Origin of the sequence: Kitasatospora sp. NPDC059803 (genome assembly GCF_042732255.1) — a bacterium.
In the GTDB taxonomy this organism is placed as follows: Bacteria; Actinomycetota; Actinomycetes; order Streptomycetales; family Streptomycetaceae; genus Kitasatospora.
In genome coordinates this window covers 18,302-34,701 of sequence record NZ_JBHWIJ010000008.1, presented here as the reverse complement: position 1 = coordinate 34,701, position 16,400 = coordinate 18,302, and the positions used below count along the sequence as shown (strand labels likewise).

Genomic DNA, 16,400 nt, shown 5'->3' with positions numbered 1-16,400 from the left:
GGCACCGGCTCGCGGGCGGCCGGGCGTCAGGCCCAGGCGGTGCCGGTCAGCCGCTCGTACACCTCGATGTACTTGGCGCGGGTCTGCTCGACCAGCTCGGCCGGCAGCTCCGGCGGCGGCTGCTCGCTGTAGCGGTCCCAGCCGGAGGCCGGGGAGACCAGCCAGTCGCGGATCAGCTGCTTGTCGAAGGACGGCTGCGAGCGGCCGGGCTGCCACTCGTCGGCCGGCCAGTACCGGGAGGAGTCCGGGGTGAGCACCTCGTCGCCGATCAGCAGCTCGCCGTCCAGCAGGCCGAACTCGAACTTGGTGTCGGCCAGGATGATGCCGCGGTCGCGGGCGATGTCCCGGGCCCGGCCGTAGACGTCCAGGGTGGTGCGGCGCAGCTGGGCGGCCAGGTCGGCGCCGATCCGGCGGGCGGTCTCCTCGTAGGAGACGTTCTCGTCGTGCTCGCCGACCTCGGCCTTGAGCGCCGGGGTGTAGATCGGGGCGGGCAGCTCGGAGCTGTTCTCCAGGCCCTCCGGCAGGGCGATGCCGCAGACCGTGCGGTTCTCCTGGTACTCGGCCAGGCCGGAGCCGGCCAGGTAGCCGCGGGCGACCGCCTCGACCGGGACCATGTCCAGGCTGCGGCAGATCAGCGTGCGGCCCTTCCAGTCGGCGGGGGCGCCGGACGGGACCTCGGTGGAGATCACGTGGTTGGGGACGATGTCGGCGATCCGCTCGAACCACCACAGGGACAGCTGGGTGAGGACGCGACCCTTGTCGGGGATCTCGTTCGGCAGCACCCAGTCGTGGGCGGACATCCGGTCGCTGGCGACCATGACCAGCTCGCCCGACTCGGTCCGGTAGAGGTCGCGCACCTTGCCGGTGTGCAGGTGGACCAGGCCGGGCACCTGGACCGGCTCGGGCTTGGTGACAAATCCGCTCAAGGTGTCTCAGTCCTCAGGGGTCGTTCGCGGGCGTGGGGCGCGCGAAAGGGGAGGTCACTGCCCCCGCAGTCTTTCACGAACCCCCGAGACCCCGTTTCTGGCCGAGGGCGGCCCCGCTCCGGCCGAGGGCGGCACCGTTCTTGCCGGGGGCGGCACCGTTCTTGCCGGGGGCGGGCTCGTTCTTGCCGAGGCGGTCGAGCAGGTTCGCGGTGGCCCGCTGGATCCGCTCGTCGGTGAGGCCGGGGCGGCCCAGCGCGGGCGACCAGGCGAAGGTGCCGGCCGCGAACACGTACGCGCCGCTGGGCGCCCGGTACAGCGAGGTCTCCTGGTAGCGGGTGCGGCCGCCGAGGTCCTGGTACGGCGAGTGCGCGAGCAGCACCCGCTCGGTGTGCTCGGGCAGCGCCACCTTGGGGTAGTAGCGGTCGGCCTCGCCGGCGACCAGGCCGGGCAGTTCGTCGCCCTCCTGCAGGCCCGTACCGTCCCAGAGCCAGTGCGCGGTGTGCCGGGCGATCAGCGGGACGGGCGCGGCGACCCGGCCCGAGTACTGCAGGCCGAGCACCTGCTGCTCGGGCTCGCCGGCGTCCCGCCACAGCGCGCTGGCCGAACCGGGCACCCCGACGGCCGGGCTGCCCGGCTGGACCTTCTGCCGCTTGCGGCAGTTGAGTAGCCGGTTGGGTTCGCCGGAGGCGGCGGCGGTCAGCTCGACCCGCCAGTACATGGTGTTGGCGGACAGGAACACCAGCGAGGTGCCGTCGTCCCTGGCCTGCTCGACGGCCCGGCGCATCGGCTCGGACCAGTACTCGTCGTGGCCCGGGAAGATCAGCGCCCGGTGCCGCCCCGGGTCGACCAGGCCCGCGTGCAGGTCGGTGGCGGTGGCGTAGGAGAGGTCGTAGCCGTAGCGCTCGGCCCAGCGGATGAAGTCGTAGGCGTGGCCGACGTGCAGCGGCAGCCCGGCGGTGGCGTGCGGGCGGTCGAAGGAGACCGTGACGGCCGCCTCCGGCTCGCCGACCAGGCCGCCCAGACCATCCCAGGCGTGGTAGAGGCTGGCGCCGCTGCGGCCGTCCTCGGGGAACAGGTTGTAGGCCTGCCAGGTCACGTCCGGGACCACCAGGAGCAGCTCGGCGGCGTGCTCCCGGTCCTCGAAGTCCCGGACGGTGAACGGGATGTGGCTGCGGTGCAGCATGTCCGCGGTGGTCAGCACGGCGACGTACGCGCCGGGCTTCCAGTGCACCGGGATCTGCAACCGCCAGGAGTGCCACCAGTGGTGGCAGGAGACCGTCCGCTCGACCACCAGCGGGGCGGGCTGGGCCAGCCCGGCGATCAGCGGGCTGGACGTCATGTGGCGGGCGCCGTCGCCGCCGTAGTGGCCGATCCGCCAGACGTCCACGGTGAACTCGCGGGGCGGGTTGACGGTGACCCGGAAGTCCACCGAACCGCCGGGGCGGATCACCCCGGCCGAGGCGAAGCCCTTGATCTGCTGGTCCACGTCGTTGGCGCTCTGCGGGGTGCCGACCGGCGGCTTGGGCCGGGCGCCGACCGCCAGCGGCCGCTGGCCGGGCGCGTTCACCGAGACGTACCAGGGGACGGCGCCCTCGGCGCCGGCCAGGTACTGGTCCGGGCTGCGCAGCCAGGGCAGCGGGCCCTGGCCGAAGGGGTCGGAGACGCTGTAAGCGTGCGTTCCGGACTCCCAGCGGCGGTTGAGTTCCGTGCCCACGCGCCCCTCCCAGGTGCACTTCCGCCCGGTTGGCACGTGCCCCCCGGATGTGCGTGCGGTCTAATACACCACAGAGTGCTGGCGCTCCGTCACCCTGTGGTCGCAATTGGTGCCGGGAATCTCACGCCCTCCCCCGGCCGGGCCTCCGGCCTGCGAAGACGGCCGCCCGCCGGTCGGTTTGGGGGCGCGCGCCGGAGCGCCGAGCGCCGCCTGTCCGGCTCACAACCGGACGGGTTTCTCCAGACGGACGTCGGCGGCGTCCAGCCAGGCCCGCAGCGGGCCGTCCTGGCCCTGCTCGACGGCCTGGGCGACCGGCCCGGCCAGGTCGGTACGGCGGATCCCGCCCAGCAGCAGCACCGGACCGTCCAGCCAGTCCAGGCCGGGCGCGCCGCCCGCGGTGTCCACGGCGGCGCAGCAGACCATCGCGGTGACGTGGTCGACCAGCAGGTCACGGCCGCTGCGGGCGGTTTCGAGCAGCGGGGCCGGGGCGGTGGTGCGGGCCAGCTGGGCGGCCAGCGCGGCGGCCAGCTGCTCCCCCTCGCCCTCGGCGAGCCGGACCAGCAGCCGGGTGAGCGTCGGGGAGCCGGGGCGGGCCTGCGGGGCGAGCCGGTCCAGGGCGGTCTGGAGGGCGGCAGCACGGGCCCGCCAGCCGGCGTCCACCACGTCGGCCGGGTAGTCGGTCCACTCCAGCTCGTGCCAGGCGCCGGCGGCCGGGCTGCCGAAGAACAGCTCGGCGGCGAGCCGGGAGACCGCCCGGTCGACGGTGCCGGGCTCCTCCAGCAGGTCGCAGGCGGGGCGGTCGCCGAGCCGGGTGCCGTAGCCGTCGGCCAGGCGGTCGCGCCGGGACAGCTCGGTGAGGGCGGAGACGACGCCGGCGTTGAGATGGGCGGGGTGGCGGCCGAGCCGCCAGGCGGGCAGCGCGACCCGGGTGAGCAGCCGGTCCCAGCCCGCGTAGGCCAGGCCGACCTGCTCCTGGGCGGCGATCCGCAGGCCGTAGTCGACCGTCCTGGCCTGCTCGGAGGCCCAGCTCGCGACGGAGCGCTCCAGCTCGGCGGCGTGGCCGCGGCAGGCGCCGAGCAGCCGGCGGGTGATCCCGCGGGTGATCCGCTCGGCGAGCCCGGCCGGACCGCGGCGCTCCGGCCGGGGCGGGCCCGCCAGGGTGCCGCCGCCGAGGCCGGGGGCGGCATGGCCGGAGTCCAGGCTGGCGTCCAGGCTGCGCAGGAAGCGGCGGGCGGCGGCGATCTCCGGGTCGGCGGAGGCGGCGGTGCCGGCCACCACGGGGGCGAGCAGGGCGCGCAGTTCGCCGGCCCGCATCCACCACAGGAAGGGCGAGCCGATCACCAGGACCGGGCCGGGCGGCTCGGGGTGCGGCCGCAGCGGGCGGGCCCGCCGAGCCTGCGGCACGTCCTCCAGCCAGCTGTCGCAGTCCGGGGTGAGGGCCACCGCGGAGGGCGCGGGCACGTCCAGCCGGTCGGCGAGTTCGTCGATCAGCCGGTACAGCTCGGGCGCCTCGACGCGTTTCAGCGGGACGGCCGGGGTCCGGGGCGGGACGGCCCGGTGGTAGGCGCGGGCGGTCAGCCCGGCCACCAGGAGGGTCAGCGCGGCCACTGCGCAGACCGCCCAGCGGGCGGCGTCCCACCCGGTGGCGTCGGAGGAGCCGGGTGCGCCGATCCGCCCGGTGAACCGGCCCGCGAGCAGGACCACCGCGACGGCGGCGGGCATGACGGCGGCGGCCAGGGCGAGACCTCGGACCCGCAGGACCGCCTGGGCGTGAGCGCGCGCGGTGTCGACTGCGGCCATACGGTGCGGCACCCCCTTCGGAGCCCTCGGGCGCCCGGCGACGGGCCCTGAGCCGACTCGAAACGATCAGTTCCGACCGGGAAGCGGAGGCGTCCGATCCCCGGTAGTGCATGCTGTGTGGCGCTTCTGCCATGTTCGACGCACCGGCCCGGGTGGGTGTTCCGGATCGCCCCGGTTTCCACTCGTCCCGGTGACACCGCCCGGATTCCGGACGGTCACGACCGGTCCGGTGCGAAGCACCCGGGCACCCGCCCGGCCGGACGCCGTCCAGCATCCCCCCGTGGGAACACCGCTACCCGGCGGCGACCCCGGCGCACGGCCACGTCGCACTGCGATCCAGCGCACCATAAGGCCGGGCGCCCGGCTACGTCAGCCGGATGCGGGTGCTGTCACCCGATGGGCTGGAATCCGACCGCCGAACGGTGCGCCGGCCCCCGGAGTCACTCCCGCCCCGGAAACGCCGCAGGGCGCTGCGTCCATGGGGGGAAATCCCATGGTGCGCGGCGCCCTGCGGGCGGAGGCGGGGCAGGGCCTACTCGGTGGCTGCCTTCAGGGCGATGTCGGTGCGGTGCTGGCCGCCCTTGAGGGTGATCCGGTCCACGGCGGCGTACGCGCGGTCGCGCGCCTCCACCAGGTCGGCGCCGGTCGCGGTGACCGACAGGACGCGGCCGCCGGCGCTCAGCACCCGGCCGTCCTCGTCGGCCCTGGTACCGGCGTGCAGGACGAACGCGGTGCCGTCGGCCTCGGCCTCGGCCAGGCCCTCGATCGGGTCACCGGTGCGCGGCGCGGCCGGGTAACCCTCGGAGGCGACGACCACGGTGACGGCCGCGCCCTCGTCCCAGCGCAGCGGCTCCAGCTGGTCCAGGGTGCCGGTGGCGGCGGCCAGCAGGACGGCGGCCAGCGGGGTGCGCAGCCGGGCCAGCACGACCTGGGTCTCCGGGTCGCCGAAGCGGGCGTTGAACTCGATCACCCGGGTGCCGCGCGAGGTGAGCGCGAGGCCCGCGTACAGCAGGCCGGAGAACTCGGTGCCCCGGCGGCGCAGCTCGTCGACGGTCGGCTGCAGGACGCTCTGCTGGACCTCCTCGACCAGCCCGGCGGGCGCCCACGGCAGCGGCGAGTAGGCCCCCATGCCGCCGGTGTTGGGGCCCTCGTCGCCGTCCAGCGCGCGCTTGAAGTCCTGCGCGGGCTGGAGCGGGACGACGGTGGTGCCGTCGGTGATCGCGAACAGCGACACCTCGGGGCCGTCCAGGTACTCCTCGATGACCACGCGCTCGCAGGAGGCGGCGTGCTCCAGCGCGGCCGCGCGGTCGGAGGTGACCACCACGCCCTTGCCGGCGGCCAGGCCGTCGTCCTTGACCACGTACGGCGCGCCGAAGGCGTCCAGCGCCTCGGCGGCCTCGGCAGGGGTGGTGCAGACGTAGGAGCGGGCGGTGGGCACGCCGGCCCCGGCCATCACGTCCTTCGCGAAGGCCTTGGAGCCTTCCAGTTGGGCGGCTTCGGCGGACGGGCCGAACACCGGGATGCCGACCGCGCGCACGGCGTCGGAGACGCCCGCGACCAGCGGGGCCTCCGGGCCGACGACGACCAGGGCGGCGCCGAGCCGCACGGCCAGGTCGGCGACCTGCGCGCCGTTCAGCTGGTCGACCGGGTGGACCGTCGCCACCTGCGCGATCCCGGCGTTGCCCGGGGCACAGTGCAGCTCGGAGACAGCGGGATCTTGGGACAGAGAGCGGCACAGGGCATGTTCGCGGGCGCCGCCGCCGATGACGAGGACCTTCACGCTTGGCAAGGGTAGTCGGTGGCCAGTTCCGGCCGCTCTCCGGTCCCGTCCGATCCTCCAGTCGGGGAGGTCCGTACGCCGAGGATGTCGGAGAAACCTCCAACTCGGACCGGCTCGGTGCGCACCGGGTGCCCGAGTCAGGACGGCGGGTCACCGGACCCTCCCTCGGACGGGTGAAATCTCGCCGCCCCCCGCATCCCTTCCACCTCGGGCTCCGGTGGCCGAATCCGGTAACGATCACCGGGGAAGCGACCCCATGGTCAGCCATTTGGCGGTAAGAAGTGCTGTTGGACAACCAACGGCAGACGCCGCGTCAGCCGATGGACCGCCAGACCGCCAGACCCAGCAGTCCGCCCGCCACAGGGAGCCCCACAGGTGAGCCAGCCGGAAATGCAGCCCGAGGAGAGTGCCTGGGGCAAGGAGATCGGCGAGGAGGACCCGCCCGCCGCGACCATCGCCCGCCAGGCGTCCACCCGCCGACGGACCGATCTGAGCACTCGACAGTTCCCCCTCGGGGACTGGGGCGAGCCGGCCGAGCGCCTGGAGGAGCTGTACCGCTGGTCCGAGGAGCGGGCGGTCGAGGCGATCGAGTGGTACCGCAAGGACCGGATCTGGAAGCGCCGCTGGGCGCGCCTGCTGCGGTTCGGCACGGCCGGCTTCGCGGTGGGCGGGGTGACCGCGCCGCTGGTCGACCTGACCGGCGCGGTCTCGCACGGCACCAGCTGGGGCTACGTCGGCCTGGCCCTCGCCGCCGCCTGCTACGGCACCGACCGGGTGTTCGGCCTCACCTCCGGCTGGATGCGTGACGTCAGCACCGCGCAGGCGCTGCAACGCCGGCTGGAGGCCTTCCAGTTCGACTGGGCGTCGGAGTGCGTGCGCGAGGTGCTCGGCCCGACCGAGGGCACCGCGGGCGAAGCCGCCGAGCGCTGCCTCGGCGTGCTGCGCCGGTTCTGCGAGGACGTCTCGGACATGGTCCGCACCGAGACCTCGGAGTGGATGCTGGAGTTCCGCGCGTCCATGACCCAGCTGCCCACCCAGGCCCCGGGCACCTGGGGCGGGCGCAGCGAGAACGGGGTGGGCGCCCAGGTGCGGGTGCTGCCGCCGCCGGGCACCCGACCCACCATGCCGCGCCAGCGGCCGCCGGAGGGGCCGCTGCGGTAGCGGGCGGGAGGGCCGCCTGCCGTGGTGGGCGGGAGGATGCAGCGGGCGGCGCCTCAGGCGAAGACCACCATCGAGCCCTGGGCGAGGCTGCGGGTCGCCGCCGCGTACAGGCCCGCCCACGCGTGCCGCTCGCGAGCGAAGGGGTGCAGGTCGTCCAGCGGCGGCCCGAACGGCTGCTCCAGGCCGGTCGGGCCGAGCGGCCGGGTCGGGCCCGGCGGGTTGAGCGGGTCGAGGCCCAGCGCCGGGGCGACGGCCTGCAGTTCGCGCAGCAGCCCGTGGCTGGAGCCGAGCGGACCACCGGAGGCGAGCAGTGCGTCGTCCACCAGCGGCGCCGGGAACTCTATCGGCACGTAGGCACCCGCGTGGTCGAAGTGCCAGACCAGGTGCGACTGTTCGGCGCTGCTCTCGAACATCTCCAGCAGCTGCTCGTAGTCGCCGCCGAGCGAGTCCACCGGCGTGATGTCCAGCCCGGTGAGGCCCAGCAGGTAGGCGCGGCGCAGGAAGTGCAGCGAGTCGTAGTCGAAGGCGGCTATCGGCTCGACCGCCCCGCTCAGCCCCGGCACGTACTGGTAGACCGGCACCTCGGGCAGCCCGCGGGAGGCCAACACCGAGTTGTAGAGGGCGAGATCGTCCCTGAAGGGATTGTCGGGGCTGTGGCTCAGCACGTCCACGAGCGGGACGAGCCAGAGGTCGCAGGCCATGGCCGGCAGTTCCTCTCCGGGCGGCGGGGTCGCCCGCAGGACGGGACGACGACGGGGGCGGGGTCGGTACCCGGACGGCCGTTGTGCGGGACGCCCGGTTCGACGACCGCCCACCCTACCGGCCCGGGGCGGGGCGCGGGTCGGGCCGTCCCTGCGGTGCGTCCGGGGGCGGTTCGGGCAGCCGCCGGCCGAACCGGCCGTACGGCACCGAGCGCGGCTGCGGCACCAGGCCGAGGCCCAGCCCGAGTTCGCGGCCGAGCTCCCGGCCGACCTCCTCGCCCGGCCGGCGTCGGCCCCTCCCGACCTGGTCGAACGCCTGGCCGGGAACCGGTTCCGCCGCCACCGACGGGACTTCGGCGGACGGGGCCGGCGGCACGGGCTCGCCGCCCAGGAGCCCGCCGCCGGGCCCGCCGCCATCGGGCTCGCCGTCCAGGGGTTCGCTATTCAGGAGTTCGCTGTCCAGAGGCTCGCCGTCCAGGGGTTCGCCGTCCAGGGGTTCGCCGTCGAGGGGTTCGCCGTCGAGGGGTTCGGTGAGCAGCCCCAGCACCGTCACCGACTCCAGCGGCCGCCCGGCCAGCCCGGCCAGCAGCCGGGCGGTGTACAGGTTGTACTCGCAGATGATCCGGTGCGCGCCGACCAGGTCCCGCGCGCCGATGGCGTCGACCAGGTCGAGGTGGCGGTCCCAGCAGATCTCGGCCAGGACGGGCAGCTCCCGCAGGTAGGGCGCGGCGAACATCCACGACTGCACCCGCAGCCAGTCCAGGTAGTCGCCGATCCGGCGGTTGCCGATCAGCGCGGCGACCTCCTGCCAGAACCTGCGGTCGCAGCCCACCATCACGTCCAGGTTCCCGGCCCGGGCGGCCCGGACCGCCGCGTCGGCGCGGCGGCGCAGCGAGGGCAGCCTGGCGAGGTCCGGCAGCGCCCGGCGGGCGGAGAACTGGCGGTAGTAGCTGTCGGTGACCAGCACCCGGGACTCGAAGATCTCCAGGAAGTCGTCCCAGCCCAGCTCGGGCACGGTGAACCCGCGGTGGTGCTCGGCCCGCAGCAGGCCCTGCGCACCGAGGTCGACCAGCGCCTCGCGGGCCGGGGTCGCCGAGACTCCGTACAGCTCGGCGATCTCCTTGACGGTGAAGTTGCGGCCGGCCGCCAGCCGGCCGGCCATCATCTCCTCGCGCAGCGCACCGGCGATCTGCTCGCGCAGGCTGTTGCGCTGGATGACGGGACGGGTGTCGCCTGCGCCGTTGCCGGGCATGCGCGCAACCTCCTGGGGCGGGCTGATCAGGCCGCCCCTCGGCGGACCGGCCAACGAGCGGCGGGGAACACGACGAGTGCTCATCTTCTCAAACCCGCCCCGAGAAGGTACAAACCAACCCCCCGGAGGCCTCCGACACCCCCGGACTCCCCCCGCCCGGGCCATGCCGGGCGGGGCCGAGCGGGGCCGGGCCCGGGTCAGCGCTGGACCGGCGCCGGGATCCCCAGCAGGCGGTCCCGCAGCACCGGGAACTCCTCGCGAGCCTTGCCCACCTCGGCCGGATCGAACTCGACGGTCAGCACCTGCTCCTCCGTACCGGCCTCGGCCAGCACCCGGCCCCACGGGTCCACCACGATGCTGTGCCCGGCCTGCTCGACCCCGGCGTGCGTCCCGGCGGTGTTGCAGGCCAGCACGAACGCCTGCTCCTCCACCGCGCGCGCCCGCGCCAGCAGCGTCCAGTGCTCGCGCCGCCGGGCCGGCCAGGCCGCCGGAACCACCAGCAGCTGCGCGCCGGCGTCCAACAGCGCCCGGAACAGCTCCGGGAAGCGCAGGTCGTAGCAGGTGGCCAGGCCCAGGGTGGCGAAGTCGGTGGCCGCGGTGACGATCTCCTGCCCGGCGCCCATCACCACCGCCTCGCCGCTGTCGAAACCGAAGCGGTGGATCTTGCGGTAGGTGTGCACCAGCTCGCCGTCCGGGGCGAACAGCAGCGAGGTGTTGTAGATCGGCCCGTCCGGATCGCGCTCGACGATCGAACCGGCGTGCAGCCAGACCCCGGCCGCCCGCGCGGCCGCCGCCATCGCGTCCGACGTGGGCCCGTCCAGCGTCTCGGCGCCGTCCGACCACAGGTCGTAGGCGAAGCCGCCGAGCGGCCACAGCTCCGGCAGGACCACCAGGTCCGCACCCTGCTGCGCCCGGACCAGCGCGGCGGCCCGGGCCCGCCGTTCGGCGGGCGGCTCGGCGTCGGAGACCCCGAGTTGGATCAATGAAGCGCGCACAGTACCACCGTCCACGGCAAGAGACCTACGATCGTCACCCGAAAGCGCTGCCCAGCTGTCTCCCGGCAGCGTAACGTGCGGTTAGCTTGTGCGCCCGGAAGCCGGACCATCCCGGCCGACCGGGGAGGCCGGGCGCAGAGGGCAAGGAAGCTGACGGAGGGCCGGAGATTCCCGTGACGGACAACCAGACCGTGCAGGCTTACACGGAGGCGTGGGCCCAGAGCATCGAGTCCATATCGGAGCTGGTCGCCCCCCTCCCCGAGGGCTCCTGGAACCGGGCCACCGAATGCCCCGGCTGGTCGGTCCGGGACGTCGTCTCGCACATCATCGCGGTCGAGTCCGAACTCCTCGGCGACCCCCGCCCGATCCACTCCCTGCCACGTGACCTTCGCCACGTCACCACCGACTTCGCCCGCTACATCGAACTGCCGGTCGACAAGCGCCGCTGCCACACCGCGCTGGAGATGACCAGCGAGCTGGAGTACACGATCATCCGCCGCTCCCGGGCACTGCGGAACGCCAAGCAGATGCCCCTGGAGCCGGTGCGCTGGCCGGGCGGCCCGAACAGCCGCGACGTGCCGTACCACGAGCTGCTGCGCCTGCGGGCCTTCGACGTCTGGGTGCACGAGCAGGACCTGCGCCGCGCCCTGGGCACCCCCGGCAACCTCGACTCCCCGGCCGCCCTGATCGCCCGGGACGTCCTGCTGGGACTGCTGCCCAAGGCCGTCGCCCACCAGGCCGGCGCCCCGGCCGGAACGGCCATGGTCCTGGACGTCACCGGCCGCGTGGAGTTCCTGCGCACCATCCGGGTCGACTCGACCGGCCGCGGCACCGTCGACGAGTCGATCAGCCTGGCCCCCGACGTCCAGCTCACCATGGACTGGGAGACCTACCTCCGGCTCGCCTGCGGCCGCGGCCGCCCCGGCCCGGTCACCATCGACGGCGACAAGGAACTCGCCGACCGCGTCCTGTCCGCCTTCGCGGTCACCATCTGACCCCAGCCACCCCACAGCGCACGCCACCCGGCGTACACGCACGAGTGCGCGCCGGGTCGGCACCACTCGTGCATCCATCCGTCAATCCAGCACCAACACCTCACCCGTTCGACCTCGTTGTTCCGGGCGCCCCCACCACCACCCGGAAGAAGGAGGGGCGTCCCCATGGACGACGAACAGCAGCAGATGGTCCTGGTCCGGTCGAGCTTCCCGGTCACGGGGCAACCGATCAGAGTCGTGATGATCGACGGACAACCGTGGTTCGTCACGGCGGACGTGTGCCGAATCCTGGGCCGAGGCAATCCGAGCGAGGCCCTCAAGATCGTGAATCCGGCGGACGCACGTACCGTCAACCTGCGCTCGATTACTCTCAGAAATTCTGAGAGTAATCACGTTTTCGCAGGTCAAAAACCCTACACGCGCGGGAATCCGGTCCTCGGAGTGGTCAATGAGAGCGGCCTGTACGCGCTGATCATGCGCTCCACGAAGCCCAACGCCCGACCGTTCCAGGAATGGGTCACCCGCGACCTCCTTCCCTCCGTCCGTCGTGGGGACACCGACATCCCCACCCAGCAACGACGGATGGCGGAGACCCTGACCGAGGCGATCGGACAACAGGTACAGATCGTCGCCGAGATCGACCACGAGGACTGGCCCGGCCTGACCGTCCACTCGGACGGGACGGTCCACTGCCGCCACGGCGAGATGGTCCTCCACCTACCGAACCGCGAAGAGGACAGCGGACCACCGTTCGGCGCCTACTTCGCCTGCACCGGCGAAGAACGAGTCGGAATCCGGGCCAGCCGGATCGTCCCCGGCTGCCCCAAACTGAAGCTGGTGGACCTGATCCGCATGCGGCGCGAAGCACTACCCAGGCCGGACCGTGAACCCGAGCCCGATCGCGGGCTCATGTACGCAGAAGTGAACGACGGCCACATTGGCCGCATCTACGGGACACCGCCACAGCTCGCCGAACTACTGCGCGAGTACCGGCGCTGAACTACCGATGCCGTATGCCCCCGGTATGCCTGAGTTGAACTCAGGCATACCGGGGGCAAGTTCTCAAGACCATCGCCAAAAGCGATGGTTACGACGTTTTCGCAGGTCAGAAACCCTGCGCCCCCGCCGCCGCAACCTTCCGGCGCAAACGGAGGAACTCGCCGACCGGGTCCTGTCCGCCTTCGCGGTCACCATCTGACCCCAACCGCCCCACAGCGCACGCCACCCGGCGTACACGCACGAGTGCGCGCCGGGTCGGCACCACTCGTGCATCCATCCGTCAATCCAGCACCAACACCTCACCCGTTCGACCTCGTTGTTCCGGGCACTCCCACCACCACCCGGAAGAAGGAGGGGCGTCCCCATGGACGACGAACAGCAGCAGATGACTCTGGTTCGATCGAGCTTCCCGGTCACGGGACAACCGATCAGAGTCGTGATGATCGACGGACAACCGTGGTTCGTCACGGCGGACGTGTGCCGAATCCTGGGCCGAGGAAACCCGGCCTTCGCCGTCAAAGGGCTGGAAACCCACCAGCACCGCACCGTCGACTTGCGTTCGGTAACCATCAGCCGAGCTGATGGTTTGGCCATTTCCCCAGCTCAGAAAGCCTATCAACGAGGAAATCCATTGCTCGGCGTGGTGAGTGAGGCAGGGCTGTACACCCTTCTCATGAGGTCGGACAAGAAGTCCGCCCGGCCGTTCCGCGCGTGGGTCACTGAGGAACTTCTCCCCTCCGTCCGCCGCGGGGACACCGACATCCCCACCCAGCAGCGGCGGATGGCGGGGACCCTGACCGAGGCGATCGGACAACAGGTACGGATCGTCGCCGAGATCGACCACGAGGACTGGCCCGGCCTGACCGTCCACTCGGACGGGACGGTCCACTGCCAGCACGGCGAGATGGTCCTCCACCTGCCAAACCGGGAAGAGGACAGCGGGCCGCCGTTCGGCGCCTACTTCGCCTGCCCGGGCGAAGAGCGAGTCGGCATCCGGGCCAGCCGGATCGTCCCCGGCTGCCCCAAACTGAAGCTGGTGGACCTGATCCGCATGCGGCGCGAAGCCGCCGAGCAGCCGGCGCGACCGGGGGCGCATCCGGCTCGCACACCGATGATGCCGCCGGAGGGCACGGTGCTCTGTGTGATCGACCGGGTCCAGCTCTACGGACGGCCGACGGAGATCACCGAGGTGCTCCGGGGCATCGGGCTGTAGCGGCGGGAAACCATCACCCAAAGTGATAGTTTCAACGCCCTCCGCAGGTCAGAGACCCTACGCCCCCGCCGCGACCTTGCGGCGCAGGCGCAGGATCATCGCCGTGCCGACCGCCAGCGGGACGTACTGCCAGCAGAACGCCCAGCGGAAGGCGTCGGCCGAGTAGGAGTCGGTGCCGGCCGGGGAGAGGCCGTCGAGGAGGACGCCGATGCCGAAGAGGGTGATCATCGTGCCGATGAAGCCGCCCATGTTGACGATCCCGGAGGCGGTGCCGAGGCGCTCCACCGGGTTGCGGGCGCGGGCGTAGTCGAGGCCGACCAGTGAGGCGGGGCCGTTGCTGCCCATCACCACGATGATGGCGGACAGCAGCCAGATCGGCGGGTGTCCGCCGGGCCAGGCCAGGACGAGCGCCCAGCCGAGGGCGGTGGCCGTGATGACGGTGAGGACGATCGGCATCCGGGCTCGCGCCGAGACGGAGAGCACCCGGCCGAACAGGAAGCCGAAGGCCATGTTGCTGAGCACCAGCAGGGTCAGCATTCCGCCGGCCGCGGCCCGGGAGAGGCCTTGCGCCTCCACCAGGTAGGGCAGGCCCCAGAGCAGGCCGAAGGCGTTGCCGGGGAACTGGGTGGTGAAGTGCACCCAGAGCCCGAGCCGGGTGCCCGGTTCGCGCCAGCACGCGCGGACCTGCTGGCCGACGTTCGGCCGCGGCGCGGGCGGGTGTTCGACCGGCCGTACGGCGGCGGCGGCCGGGGCCTCCTTGAGGAAGAGCGCGACCAGCGCGAAGACCGCGACGCCGAGCAGGGCGATCGCGGTGAAGGTGGGTGTCCAGCCCTCGCGGTGCAGGGCCTGTGCGAGCACCACGGTGGTGATCAGGTTGCCGCCCATTCCGGCGAGGCCGGTCAGCTGGGCCACGAACGGGTTCCGGGCGGCGGGGAACCACCGGGCGGCGAGCCGCAGCACGCTGATGAAGGTCATCGCGTCGCCGCAGCCGAGCACCGCCCGGGAGGCCAGCGCGGGGGCGAAGGAGGAGCTGAACGCGAAGGCCAGTTGGCCGAAGCTCAGCAGGACGACGCCGATCAGCAGCACCCGGCGCGGCCCGATCCGGTCGACGAGCAGGCCGACCGGTATCTGCATGGCCGCGTAGACCAGCACCTGGAGGATCGAGAAGGTGGAGAGCGCGGAGGCGCCGATGCCGAAGCGGTCGGCGGCGTCCAGTCCGGCCACGCCGAGGCTGGTGCGGTGGATCACCGCGAGGATGTAGACGCTGACGCCGATGGACCAGGCGAGCCAGGCCGCGCGCCCGCCGGGCGGGGACGGCGCGGGGGCGGCCGACGGCGGCGAGTCGGCGGTTCGGGGAGCGGGGACGGACAGGGGTGCGGCTGAGCGGGCGGGCTCCACGGTCATAGTGCGACCAGACTAGTCATCCCATGATGGGACGCCCAGTGCGGGGTGCGGTCGATCGTCCACGGACCGCGGATTCCACGGATTCCGCGGACCGGGCATCAGCCGGTCACCGTCCAGGACACCGACCGGGTCATGTAGCGGTCCCGGAAGGCCTCGTCCCGCACCCAGTCGGTGGTGTCCCGGACGGTCGCCGTGACGGTGGCCGTCCGGCCCGGGGCCAGGTTCAGCTGGTCGGTGTCGAGCCAGGTGCCGTCGGCGGCCTGCGGCGTCACCGCGACGCCGTCCACCTTCCACTCGACCTTCAGCTGTCGCGGGCCGGTCAGCGGCACCGGCCGGACGTTCAGCCGGGGGTGCCCGCTCACCTCGCCGGGCGGCGGCGACGGGGCGTCGGTGGGCCGGATCCTGCGGTACAGCTCCTCCATGATCGCTTCGCGCGACGGCAGGTTGTAGGCGCTGCCCAGGGTGCGCATCACCGAGTCGGGGGTGGGCCGGTAGAGGCCGTTGGCGCTGCGGTAGGCGCCGACCGTCCCGGCGCCGTCCGGGGACTGCGCGCCCAGCCAGCGCCACCACTTGGTCTGCTTCTTGCGCATGTCGTCGGCGTCGAGGGTGGCGAGGTTCGGGTACTCGGCGTCGTCCGGGGCGCTGTCGTACTCGTCGCCGAGGTCCCCCACGGTGTGTCCGATCTCGTGCTGGATGATCCGCCCGGCGTCCGGGCTGCCGCCGGCCAGGGTGGTCACCCCGGTGCCGCCGGCGCCGCCGTACTCGGTGGAGTTGGCCAGGGCTATCAGGTACTGCGGCCCGGAGCTGTCGCCCGCGTACCGGGCGGTGGCGGATTCGTCGGCGCAGAGCAGCCGGGCGGTTCCGTCGCACCAGAAGTGCATGCCGAGCGGGGTGGCGGGGTTGCGGCCGCGGCTCTCGGTCTCGGCTATCCCGGAGACCGGGGAGACCACTTCGACCCGCCGTATGTTGAAGAACCCCTGGTAGGTGCGGAACGGCTCGATGGCCATCAGCGCGTGCCAGGCCCGGTCGACCTGCTGTCGGAACAGGTCCTGTTCGGTGGCCGTGTAGCCGTCGCCGAGCAGGACCAGGGTGATCCGGTTGGCCGGGTCCCCGGTGCGGCGTATGTCGACGGTGGGGGCGGCCGTGACGGTCCGGCGGTCGGCGCGCTGTGCGCTGTGCGGCGGGACCGCCCGGTCGGCGGGGGCGCCCGGCCCGATCACGCCGAACGGCGAGGGGCCGACCAGTTCCAGGGCGGCGGGGAGTACGGCGGTGGACACCAGCACGAGCGCGGCCAGACTCCGAACGAGACGGCCAGGGTTGCCAGGTGGCATACGGGTGCGTCCTCGGGGTTCCGGTCACCCGGCGTAGCCCGGGTGGTGGAGCGAAGACGTACCCGGACGGGTGTGTCACCCCTACCGCGCGCCGAAAATGTCACCGACCTGGCCGAATGACCCTCACCT

The 16,400-nt window shown here is 73.0% G+C and carries 13 protein-coding genes; 4 read left to right on the top strand and 9 right to left on the bottom strand.

The window, feature by feature from the left end; translation table 11 throughout:
• Positions 1 to 26: 26 nt before the first annotated feature.
• The 4 genes from ACFV6I_RS02495 to purD form a co-directional block, all read right to left on the bottom strand.
• Positions 27 to 926 carry a phosphoribosylaminoimidazolesuccinocarboxamide synthase gene (locus ACFV6I_RS02495; RefSeq protein WP_063348514.1) on the bottom strand — a complete coding sequence of 300 codons (900 nt, stop codon included), beginning with the start codon at positions 924 to 926 and terminating at the stop codon, positions 27 to 29.
• A 73-nt stretch (positions 927 to 999) separates the two neighbouring features.
• The gene (locus tag ACFV6I_RS02490) at positions 1,000 to 2,640 is read right to left on the bottom strand and encodes a N,N-dimethylformamidase beta subunit family domain-containing protein (RefSeq protein WP_380423331.1); all 1,641 of its coding nucleotides are present in this window, start codon (positions 2,638 to 2,640) and stop codon (positions 1,000 to 1,002) included.
• A 219-nt stretch (positions 2,641 to 2,859) separates the two neighbouring features.
• On the bottom strand, positions 2,860 to 4,440 hold the full coding sequence (locus ACFV6I_RS02485; protein ID WP_380423330.1) for a hypothetical protein: 1,581 nt from the start codon (positions 4,438 to 4,440) through the stop codon (positions 2,860 to 2,862).
• Between the two features lie 532 nt (positions 4,441 to 4,972).
• Positions 4,973 to 6,220: a phosphoribosylamine--glycine ligase gene (purD, locus tag ACFV6I_RS02480; protein WP_063348512.1), complete on the bottom strand. Its 1,248-nt coding sequence runs from the start codon at positions 6,218 to 6,220 to the stop codon at positions 4,973 to 4,975.
• A gap of 375 nt (positions 6,221 to 6,595) precedes the next feature.
• Between purD and ACFV6I_RS02475 the strand changes: the two genes are divergently transcribed.
• Entirely contained in the window at positions 6,596 to 7,381 is a 786-nt protein-coding gene (locus ACFV6I_RS02475) for an SLATT domain-containing protein (protein ID WP_079135741.1), read from the top strand.
• Positions 7,382 to 7,434: 53 nt separating this feature from the next.
• On the opposite strand, the gene ACFV6I_RS02470 is transcribed toward ACFV6I_RS02475, so the two are convergent.
• The 3 genes from ACFV6I_RS02470 to ACFV6I_RS02460 form a co-directional block, all read right to left on the bottom strand.
• Positions 7,435 to 8,082 (bottom strand): hypothetical protein, encoded by a 648-nt coding sequence (locus ACFV6I_RS02470; RefSeq protein ID WP_063348510.1) that lies wholly within the window; start codon positions 8,080 to 8,082, stop codon positions 7,435 to 7,437.
• Between the two features lie 115 nt (positions 8,083 to 8,197).
• The gene (locus tag ACFV6I_RS02465; RefSeq protein WP_380423329.1) at positions 8,198 to 9,334 is read right to left on the bottom strand and encodes a GntR family transcriptional regulator; all 1,137 of its coding nucleotides are present in this window, start codon (positions 9,332 to 9,334) and stop codon (positions 8,198 to 8,200) included.
• A 197-nt stretch (positions 9,335 to 9,531) separates the two neighbouring features.
• The gene (locus ACFV6I_RS02460) at positions 9,532 to 10,329 is read right to left on the bottom strand and encodes a carbon-nitrogen family hydrolase (protein ID WP_063348508.1); all 798 of its coding nucleotides are present in this window, start codon (positions 10,327 to 10,329) and stop codon (positions 9,532 to 9,534) included.
• A gap of 173 nt (positions 10,330 to 10,502) precedes the next feature.
• Between ACFV6I_RS02460 and ACFV6I_RS02455 the strand changes: the two genes are divergently transcribed.
• From ACFV6I_RS02455 to ACFV6I_RS02445, 3 genes are all read left to right on the top strand, one after another.
• A complete protein-coding gene (locus ACFV6I_RS02455) occupies positions 10,503 to 11,324 on the top strand; it encodes a maleylpyruvate isomerase family mycothiol-dependent enzyme (protein WP_380339134.1) in 822 nt (273 codons plus the stop codon).
• A 165-nt stretch (positions 11,325 to 11,489) separates the two neighbouring features.
• Positions 11,490 to 12,323: a Bro-N domain-containing protein gene (locus ACFV6I_RS02450; RefSeq protein WP_380339137.1), complete on the top strand. Its 834-nt coding sequence runs from the start codon at positions 11,490 to 11,492 to the stop codon at positions 12,321 to 12,323.
• 364 nt (positions 12,324 to 12,687) lie between these two features.
• The gene (locus tag ACFV6I_RS02445; protein WP_380423328.1) at positions 12,688 to 13,536 is read left to right on the top strand and encodes a Bro-N domain-containing protein; all 849 of its coding nucleotides are present in this window, start codon (positions 12,688 to 12,690) and stop codon (positions 13,534 to 13,536) included.
• Between the two features lie 57 nt (positions 13,537 to 13,593).
• On the opposite strand, the gene ACFV6I_RS02440 is transcribed toward ACFV6I_RS02445, so the two are convergent.
• Complete coding sequence (locus tag ACFV6I_RS02440) at positions 13,594 to 14,940, bottom strand: nitrate/nitrite transporter (protein WP_380423327.1); 1,347 nt, start codon at positions 14,938 to 14,940, stop codon at positions 13,594 to 13,596.
• Positions 14,941 to 15,038: 98 nt separating this feature from the next.
• The gene (locus ACFV6I_RS02435) at positions 15,039 to 16,217 is read right to left on the bottom strand and encodes a M64 family metallopeptidase (protein WP_380423326.1); all 1,179 of its coding nucleotides are present in this window, start codon (positions 16,215 to 16,217) and stop codon (positions 15,039 to 15,041) included.
• Positions 16,218 to 16,400 lie beyond the last annotated feature (183 nt).

Coding starts and splice junctions, on each gene's coding strand:
- ACFV6I_RS02445 (WP_380423328.1), top strand. CDS start 12,688: ATGGACGACGAACAGCAGCAGATGACTCTGGTTCGATCGAGCTTCCCG.
- ACFV6I_RS02470 (WP_063348510.1), bottom strand. CDS start 8,082: ATGGCCTGCGACCTCTGGCTCGTCCCGCTCGTGGACGTGCTGAGCCAC.
- ACFV6I_RS02440 (WP_380423327.1), bottom strand. CDS start 14,940: ATGACCGTGGAGCCCGCCCGCTCAGCCGCACCCCTGTCCGTCCCCGCT.
- ACFV6I_RS02485 (WP_380423330.1), bottom strand. CDS start 4,440: ATGGCCGCAGTCGACACCGCGCGCGCTCACGCCCAGGCGGTCCTGCGG.
- ACFV6I_RS02465 (WP_380423329.1), bottom strand. CDS start 9,334: ATGCCCGGCAACGGCGCAGGCGACACCCGTCCCGTCATCCAGCGCAAC.
- ACFV6I_RS02450 (WP_380339137.1), top strand. CDS start 11,490: ATGGACGACGAACAGCAGCAGATGGTCCTGGTCCGGTCGAGCTTCCCG.